This window comes from Streptomyces sp. SPB074 (genome assembly GCF_000154905.1).
GTDB lineage: Bacteria > Actinomycetota > Actinomycetes > Streptomycetales > Streptomycetaceae > Streptomyces.
This window is the reverse complement of record NZ_GG770539.1, coordinates 4,717,312-4,724,938: the sequence shown is the minus strand read 5'-3', so window position 1 is coordinate 4,724,938 and position 7,627 is coordinate 4,717,312. Positions and strand designations below refer to the sequence as shown.

General features: G+C 76.0%; 9 protein-coding genes. 4 read left to right on the top strand and 5 right to left on the bottom strand.

Annotation, left to right across the window (positions count from 1 at the left end; all coding sequences use genetic code 11):
* Positions 1 to 25 precede the first annotated feature (25 nt).
* Entirely contained in the window at positions 26 to 1,636 is a 1,611-nt protein-coding gene (locus SSBG_RS19855) for a GAF domain-containing sensor histidine kinase (RefSeq protein ID WP_037871660.1), read from the top strand.
* A 271-nt stretch (positions 1,637 to 1,907) separates the two neighbouring features.
* Here SSBG_RS19855 and SSBG_RS19850 read toward each other — a convergent pair whose 3' ends face one another.
* The 3 genes from SSBG_RS19850 to SSBG_RS19840 all read right to left on the bottom strand — a co-directional run bounded on the left by SSBG_RS19850 (position 1,908) and on the right by SSBG_RS19840 (position 3,680).
* Entirely contained in the window at positions 1,908 to 2,633 is a 726-nt protein-coding gene (locus tag SSBG_RS19850; protein ID WP_037871659.1) for a response regulator, read from the bottom strand.
* A 346-nt stretch (positions 2,634 to 2,979) separates the two neighbouring features.
* Complete coding sequence (locus SSBG_RS19845; RefSeq protein WP_050776802.1) at positions 2,980 to 3,462, bottom strand: hypothetical protein; 483 nt, start codon at positions 3,460 to 3,462, stop codon at positions 2,980 to 2,982.
* Positions 3,459 to 3,680, bottom strand: coding sequence for a hypothetical protein (locus SSBG_RS19840; protein ID WP_037870203.1), 222 nt, complete (start codon positions 3,678 to 3,680; stop codon positions 3,459 to 3,461). Before SSBG_RS19840 ends, SSBG_RS19845 begins: the two co-directional genes overlap by 4 nt.
* A 189-nt stretch (positions 3,681 to 3,869) precedes the next feature.
* On the opposite strand from SSBG_RS19840, the gene SSBG_RS19835 reads away from it, so the two are divergent.
* Positions 3,870 to 4,736, top strand: a complete 867-nt coding sequence (locus SSBG_RS19835) for a helix-turn-helix domain-containing protein (RefSeq protein WP_199781387.1) — start codon at positions 3,870 to 3,872, stop codon at positions 4,734 to 4,736.
* A 128-nt stretch (positions 4,737 to 4,864) separates the two neighbouring features.
* On the opposite strand, the gene SSBG_RS34990 is transcribed toward SSBG_RS19835, so the two are convergent.
* Together SSBG_RS34990 and SSBG_RS19825 are read right to left on the bottom strand one after the other, a co-directional pair.
* Positions 4,865 to 5,458: a hypothetical protein gene (locus SSBG_RS34990; protein ID WP_234010604.1), complete on the bottom strand. Its 594-nt coding sequence runs from the start codon at positions 5,456 to 5,458 to the stop codon at positions 4,865 to 4,867.
* Positions 5,455 to 6,006: a DUF6313 family protein gene (locus SSBG_RS19825; protein ID WP_008747862.1), complete on the bottom strand. Its 552-nt coding sequence runs from the start codon at positions 6,004 to 6,006 to the stop codon at positions 5,455 to 5,457. The genes SSBG_RS34990 and SSBG_RS19825 overlap by 4 nt, the downstream gene beginning before the upstream one ends.
* Before the next feature lie 289 nt (positions 6,007 to 6,295).
* Here SSBG_RS19825 and SSBG_RS19820 point away from each other — a divergent pair, with 289 nt between their 5' ends.
* Together SSBG_RS19820 and SSBG_RS34985 are read left to right on the top strand one after the other, a co-directional pair.
* Positions 6,296 to 6,541: a hypothetical protein gene (locus SSBG_RS19820; protein WP_037870202.1), complete on the top strand. Its 246-nt coding sequence runs from the start codon at positions 6,296 to 6,298 to the stop codon at positions 6,539 to 6,541.
* A gap of 260 nt (positions 6,542 to 6,801) precedes the next feature.
* Positions 6,802 to 7,200 carry a hypothetical protein gene (locus SSBG_RS34985; protein WP_234010603.1) on the top strand — a complete coding sequence of 133 codons (399 nt, stop codon included), beginning with the start codon at positions 6,802 to 6,804 and terminating at the stop codon, positions 7,198 to 7,200.
* The last annotated feature ends 427 nt before the right edge of the window (positions 7,201 to 7,627 follow it).

Genomic DNA, 7,627 nt, shown 5'->3' with positions numbered 1-7,627 from the left:
CCTCACCCTCGACGTGCCCGAGCGGATGCACGCGCTGCTCACCGCCGTGATGGACCTCGGCCGGGATCTCGCGCTGCCGCAGGTGCTGCGGAGCATCGTGGAGGCGGCCGTGACGCTCACCGAGGCGCGGTTCGGGGCGCTCGGTGTCATCGGGGACGACGGCGCGGGGCTCTCGCAGTTCGTGACGGTCGGGATGGACGCGGAGGTGGCGGCGCGGATCGGCCCGGCACCGTGCGGGCAGGGCATCCTGGGCGAGCTGATCAGCCACCCGGCGCCGCTGCGCCTCGGCAACCTGACGGCGCACCCGAACAGTTACGGCTTTCCCGCGCACCACCCGCCGATGCGGACCTTCCTCGGCGCCCCGGTCCGCGTCCGCGACGAGGTCTTCGGGAACATCTACCTGACGGAGAAACGCGGCGGCGGCTCCTTCGACGCCGACGACGAGGCCGTCCTGACGACGCTCTCGATCGCGGCCGGCGTCGCGGTCGACAACGCGCGCCTGTACGAGGAGAGCCGCCGCCGCGAGCACCGGCTCGAAGCCCTCGGCGAGATCACCCGCGCGCTCCTCGCGGGCACGGGGACGGACGAGGTGCTGCGGATCATCGCGCGCCGCGCGATGGAGGTCGCCGACGCGGACCTCGCCGCCGTCCTGCTCCCCGCCGGGCCCGGCGAGCTGGTCGTGCGGGTCACGCACGGGGAGGGGGCGGAGCGGGTGCGGGGCGCGGTCCTCCCGGTCGCGGGCTCGCTCTCGGGGCTCGCGGCGGCGGAGCGCGTGCCCGTCGTGACGGCGGACGTACGGGCGGACGCGCGCGCCCGGCCGCTCGACGGCGCGGAGCACGGGCCGGTCGTCGCGGTGCCACTGCCCGTGGACGGGACGGTGTGCGGGGCGCTGCGGCTGAGCCGCCGCTCCGGCGGGCAGGGCTTCGCCGCGGCCGAGACGGCGCTCATCGACGGTTTCGCCGACCAGGCCGCCATCGCGCTCGAACTCGCCCGCAGGCGCGAGGAGTCGGAGGAACTGGCGATGCTCCAGGACCGCGACCGCATCGCGCGCGACCTGCACGACGTCGCGATACAGCGGCTCTTCGCGACCGGTATGACGCTCCAGAGCGCCAAGCGCTCGATCGCGGACCCGGCGGCGTCCGAGCGGGTCGGGCGCGCGGTGGACGACCTGGACGCGACGATCCAGATCATCCGCTCCACGATCCATCAGCTTCGTACGAGCGACGAGGACCGGGGCGGACCCGCGCTGCGCCGCCGCCTCGCGGAGACGGTGCAGCTCGCCGCCCAGCACCTTGGTTTTCAGCCGTCGTTGCGCATCGCGGGGCCGGTGGACAGCACGGTGCCCGAGGAGCTGCGCGAGCACGTGCTCGCGGTCGCGGCGGAGGCGCTGAGCAACACGGCACGGCACGCGCGGGCGCGGCACGCGGACGTCGAACTGGCCGTCCCGGACGGGGCGGACGCCGTGGTCCTCACGGTGACGGACGACGGCACGGGCCTCGGCCCGGCCCGCCCGACCGGCGGCCTGCTCAACATGGGCTCGCGCGCGGAGCAGTGCGGGGGAAGCCTCCGGATCGACGCGGGCCCCGGGGGCCGGGGAACGCGGATCACGTGGGCGGCCCCGATCCCCAGGGCCTGAACGCGGCCCCCACGCCGCCCACCACCGGGCCGGAGCCGGGCCCGCGCGGCATCCGCGTCAAGGGGCTCGTCGCGGGCGCGGGGAGCCCGGCCGGGCGGCTGGGCGGCGGGCGGCCGGGCAGCCGGGCTCGTCGGCTCGGAGCGGGAGGCGGCGTACGTTCCGGAGGACGCGTGCCGGATCACCGGGGACGCGGTGCCGCCCCCGGGCGGCAGCCAAACGAGCGCCGAGGACCGCCGGGCCGGGAGCGGCGGAGCCTTCCGCCGTGACCGCTTCAGGGACGCGGCCGCCCCGCGTCCGTCCCCCGCAGCCGCTCCGCGAGCATCGCGGCCTGTATCCGGCGCCCGACCCCGAGCTTGCCGAGGATGGACGAGACCCGGTTCTTGACGGTCTTCTCGGCGAGGTAGAGGCGTTCGGCGATCTGCCGGTTGGTGAGGCCGAGGCCGATGAGGTCGAGGATCTCCAGCTCGCGCGGGGAGAGCCGGGCGAGTTCGCCGGGCACCGCCCGGCTCGGCTCGGGCTTCCCGGGGCGGGGCTCGCGGATGCGGGCCATGACCCGGCTCGTCGTGCGGGGGTCGAGGAGCGAGGTGCCCGTCGCGACGGTGCGTACCGCGGTGAGGAGGTCGGAGCCGTTGATCTGCTTGAGCACGTAGCCGGCCGCGCCCGCCATGATCGCGTCGAAGAGCGCTTCGTCGTCGTCGAAGGACGTGAGCATGAGGCAGGCCAGGCCGGGCAGTTCGGCCCGCAGCTCGCGGCACACCTCGACGCCCTCGTGGTCCCCGCCGCTCGCCCCGCCGAGCCGGACGTCGAGCACGGCGACATCGGGCCGCGTCGCGGGCACCCGCGCCAGCGCCTCCCGCGCGGTCGCGGCCTCGCCGACCACGACGACGTCCGGCTCCGCCTCCAGCAGATCGCGCACACCACGCCGCACGACCTCGTGGTCGTCGAGCAGGAACACGCGGATGGGCGGAGCGGCACCGGCCCCGTCCACGGGGCTCACGAGCGGGCCCGGAAGCCGGACGCGGACGGAGGGACGAGCGCGGTCGCGGCCGTGCATACGGATGCGGGTGCGGATGCGGATGCGGATGCGGGTGCGAGTGCGGGGATCATGGCGGGGACTCCGGTACGCGGCGGGGCGGCCGCCCCGGCAAACGCACCCCCGGGGCGTTCGGGCGGCACACCCCCAGTATCGCAAGCGGGCCCCCCGCCGTCCGGCCCCGGGCACAGGGCCGAACGGCCCTCGCGCCGCCCGCCCGCGCCCTGCTGGACTTCTCCCGCGCCCCGAACGGGCCGGCTCCGGACGAGGCCCCGGCCCCCGGCGGACCCGTCGGGGCGTCCACCCGCGTTCAGGAGAGGGCCCCCCACCGCGCGCCCGCACACCGTGCCTCCAGAGCGGCCCGTTCCCCGGCGGCGTGCTGACGGAGCAGCCGGGCCAGCGCCTGCATATGGGCGTACGCGGCGAAGGCGGGGGCGTCGCCCGGCGGCACGGAGCCGAGCAGCGCACGAGGCAACGCGCCCGTCTCGGCGGGGACTTCCGCCGCGAGCGCCGTCTCGGCCAGCTCCCGCAGGAGCCGCGTGTGGCGCTCCATCTCGCCGCGCGTGGTCGTACCCAGGCGGCAGGCGAGCGCGTCGTCCGCGACCCGGAACGCGGGGCCCGGGCCCGGCCGTTCGCCGTACGTGCCCGGCTCGGGCAGCCGCCGCACCTCGTCCGGCCCCGCGTTCCACTCGCGCCCGCCGCCGAGCGGCCGCAACCACCAGTACCGGCCGAGCCGCCCGGTCACGACCGCGAGCACTTCACGGCGCGCGTCCCACACGATCTCCCCGATCACCGTCCCGCCTCCCGCCCCAGCGCTTCGGCGAGCGCGTGCGCGACGGGGGCCGAGCAGACGCCCAGATGCACCAGCGCGTACGGCGCTTCCCCGGCCCACGCCCGCCGCACGTCCCTCGCGGGCAACTGAATCCCCGCCGCCGTCAACGCGGCGGCGAGCGCGTCCCGAGCGGCCATCGCCTCCCGCAGACGGTCGGCGTGGTCGGTCTTCTTCGACATGAGGGGCCCCACTGTTCCGGTCGCCGCGCCAACCTCCGTACCTGGCGCAGCTCCTGGCGCTACGCTGCGTGGCGCGTCCCTCACGATCCTGGCGCGCGGGACGCGCTCCGGGGGCGCCCGGGGCTCGTACGTTCCACAGGCGGACCCGCAAATTCCACACGGCGGGCGCGCACCACCGAGGAGGCTCCCGTGCCCAGTCGTCGCGCGGTGACCGGACGCAGTGTTCAGCCCCGTCATCGCTTCGCGCAGGAGCTGCGGCGCCTGCGCTGCGAGCCGGGCGTACCGCTGCGCAGGCTCGGGCAACGGCCCGGCTGGGACCACTCGTTGCTCGGCAAGATGGAGAAGGGCGAGACACTGGGCGGCCCCGAGGTGGTCCAGGCGCTGGACGACTTCTACCGGACACCGGGGCTGCTGCTCGCCCTGTGGGAACTGGCACTGCGTGACCGTGACGAGTTCAAGGAGGAGTACCGCGCGTACATGGGCCTGGAGGCGGAGGCCACCAGCATGTGGCACTTCGGCCTCGACATCCTGCACGGTCTGCTCCAGACACCCGGCTACGCGCGCGAACGGATGGGCCTCGGCGGCGGGATGACCGGCACGGCACTGGACCAGCAGGTATCCGCCCGGATGCGCCGCCGGGCCCGCCTGCACGACGCCGGGGCTCCCGTCTTCCGCGCGATCTTCTCGGAGGCCGCGCTCCGCACGCCGCTCGCGGACCGGGCGCAGTGGCGGGCGCAGTTGGAGGATCTGCTGCGCACCGCGAGCACCCGGCACATCACCGTGCACGTTCTGCCCTTCTCGGCGGGCCTGCACGGCCTCGCGAGCACCAGCGTCACCTTCCTGCGCCAGTCGGACGGCTCCACCGCCGCGTACACGGAGAACAGCGTCAGCGGCCACGTCATCGAGAACCCGGCGCGGGTGGAGGACCTCCAGCACCGCTACGACGCGGTGCGCGACCGCGCCCTCGCCCCGGCCGCGTCGCTCGCCTTCATCCGCCGGCTGCTGGACGAGTGCGCCCACGGGAGCACGGCCGGGCCGCTGTCGTGTGACGGGTGAGCAGCACTGTCCGCGGCCGCCACCCGGCAGCCCGCACGGCCGAGCGGCGCCCGTCCGGTCCGCGTGTCGCCGCGACACCGCGCGGGCCGCACCCTCCGTCTCGCGTGCCGTGCCCGCGAGGGTCGTGGTCAGTCGCCGGGGCCCTGGTTCCCGGGGCGGGGGAAGGGCCAGCGGCGGGAGCCCGGGCGGGCCGTGCCTGCCGGGGACTCGCTCCCGGACGCGCGGCCGGGGCCGGGCTCCCGGTCCCGCACGGCTTCCCCCGCCTCCCCGGGGCGCTCCGCCTCGTACGCCGCACCGCCCCCGTACCGCTCGTCGCCCTCGTACCCCTCGTCGCCCCCGTACCGCTCGTCGCCCTCGTACGGCGGCCGTTCGCCGTGCCCGGCCTGCCGCGTGTGGCGGGGGCGGTCCGGGGGGCGGGGGAGGTAGGGGAGGTCCGGCATCTCGTCCGTGTGGGACCAGACGCGGTACTCCGATTCCCACTCCATCGCCCTGCCCGCCGGTTCGGCGGGGCGGTAGTCGCCCTCGGGGACGCCCGCGACCTGGAGGAGGTCGGTGATCATGCGGAGGGTGAGGGGGTCGTCAAGGTACTGGGCCGCGTCCTCCGCGCCCCAGCGCGCGACGGCCTCGGCGGCGCGGGTGAGTCCCTGGGTGCTCGCCGTGGGGAAGGCGAGGGCGAGGGTGGCCTCGATGAGGCCGACGACATCCTCGGATCGCACGGTCACGCCCTCCTGTCGCAGACGATGCAGTGCCCGTGGCCGGAGAGCGCCGCGATCCGCAGCATCATGAGCGCCACGTTCCGCGCCTGCCGCAGGCACTCGTGCCGGTCGAGGTCCGCGTACTGCTGCGTGGACATCGTGTCGCGCAGGTAGATCTCCCAGTGGTCCTGCGCCCGCGCCCAGTCGTTGCGGTGCGCGACCCGTACATAGGCGTCCACGAACGCCTGCTGGGAGCCGGTCCCGTAGCGGTAGGGCCGCACGATCACACCCGGCGGCCGGAGGCGCTGCTTGAGGCGACGGCGGCGGAAGAGGCGGGTGCTCGGCTGCTTCTTGACGCGGTCGATGCGCTGCGTGATGACGTGCCCCGCCGCGCCACCGATGATGGCCGGGACGGCGACCCAGCCGATGGCCGAGGCGACCCACAGCAGCGGGTGGCCGACGGGATCGTCGAGGAGTGTGAACACGCGGTAGACCTCGCCACCGCCGCCGCCGTACCGGGCGGCGAAGAACCACAGCACACCGAGGAACAGCGCCATCGGCAGCGCACGGTCCACGATCCACTGGGTGAGCCCGCGCAGCGCCTTGCGTCAACGGAACACCCTGCGCAGCCGCACCTTCCGGCTGCCCGTCTTGGCGGGCAGTTCGAGATGCGGCGGAATGGGAATGGGCATGGGCTCCCCCTGGCTCACGCACCCCCGGACGCCGGGGAAGGAGATTGTGGACCCTGTGCACGGAGGCCGTCAAAGGGAGCACGTGTACGAGACGGCCCCGTCCGCGAGCACGAGGCGGCTCCCGCTGCCGCCGCCGGGAATGTCCGCTCCGTCACGGGGCAGATGTCCGCCCATGACCACCGACCCGATGGCCCGCCTCGAACTCGCCGCCCACCGACACGCGGAGGCCGCCCAAGCCCTCGCCGCCGCGCGCGACGACCTCGTGGTCGAGATCGCCGCGGCCCTCCGCGCCGTTCGCGAGGACGTGCAGCTCACCGTCCAGACCGAGACCGACATCGCCCGCCTGACGGGCTGGGAGGTCGCGGAACTGCGACGACTCGTCCAGGAAGCGGACCTGGTAGGAATGGGCCCGGTATAGACGGGGATCACGGTCGCGGGGACGCTCGCGACCCGTATCGTGCGCGACTGGAACGTCGGGATCGAGGTCGTACGGCGATTCCGCGCGGGCTGCGCGCCACGGGCCCGCAGGGTCGCCTCCCCATCCCCGGGAGCCCGGCCCCGCCGCCGGGTCGCGCGTCGCCCGTCCGGAAGTCCGCGCTTGACCGTCCGGAAGTCCGCTCCTGACGCGTCTCCTCCCCGTCCGCCCGCCGCCACCCCCGCGTGGGCCACCATGGACGGATGCCGTCCCCTCCCGATGACGCCCGCGAGCCCGGCCACGAAGACCCGGTCCCGGAGGACGCCCCCACCCTCGGCACCGTCCTCGCCGCCGGGGCCGGGGAGGCCGTCGAGGCCGTGACCGTGCCGGGCGGGCACGCCGTCCCCGTACGCGGCATCGGCGTCTACGACCCCGGCGAGACCTTCGCGGCGCGCGACCAGATCCTCGTCGCGACCGGCGCGGACGCCTCCTCGCCCGACGCCGCCGACGTGCTCCGGGCCGCCGCCCGCGCGCGGGCCGCCGCGCTCGTGCTGCGGCGCGGCGCGAGCGGGCCCGGCGCCGCGCCTGCTCGACATGGCGGGCGAGGTGCCCACCGCGCTCCTGACCCCGCGCCCCCGGTGGGGGGGAGTGTACCGAGCTGATCGCGCTGCTGCGGGCCCGGACTCGCGCAGAGCGGCGGGGCCGGGGACCCGCACGCCGACATCTCCCTCGGGGACCTCCCCGCGCTCGCGAACGCCTTCGCCGCGCTCGTCGGCGGCGCCGTCACGATCGAGGACCCCGAGTCCCGCGTCCTCGCCTACTCCCGCACCGAGAACGGCGCCGACCCGCAGCGCCGCCTCACGATCCTCGGCCAGCGGGTCCCGCGCTGGCGGCTCGCGGAGCTGGGCGCGAGCGGCTTCCTGCGCACGCTGTGGGCGAGCGACGACGTCGTACGCCGCCCCGCCGACGCGCGGTTCCCCGAGCGGCTCGCGATCGCCGTGCGCGCGGGCGAGGAGGTGCTGGGCTCGCTGTGGGTCGCGGCGGACGGCACGCCGCTGGGCGAGGACGCGCCCCGGGCGCTGCGCGAGG

Bases quoted from the DNA above. Each gene is read 5' to 3' on its own strand.
- SSBG_RS19855 (WP_037871660.1), top strand. From the start codon at position 26: ATGCACGCGCTGCTCACCGCCGTGATGGACCTCGGCCGGGATCTCGCG.
- SSBG_RS19840 (WP_037870203.1), bottom strand. From the start codon at position 3,680: ATGTCGAAGAAGACCGACCACGCCGACCGTCTGCGGGAGGCGATGGCC.
- SSBG_RS19820 (WP_037870202.1), top strand. From the start codon at position 6,296: ATGACCACCGACCCGATGGCCCGCCTCGAACTCGCCGCCCACCGACAC.
- SSBG_RS34985 (WP_234010603.1), top strand. From the start codon at position 6,802: ATGCCGTCCCCTCCCGATGACGCCCGCGAGCCCGGCCACGAAGACCCG.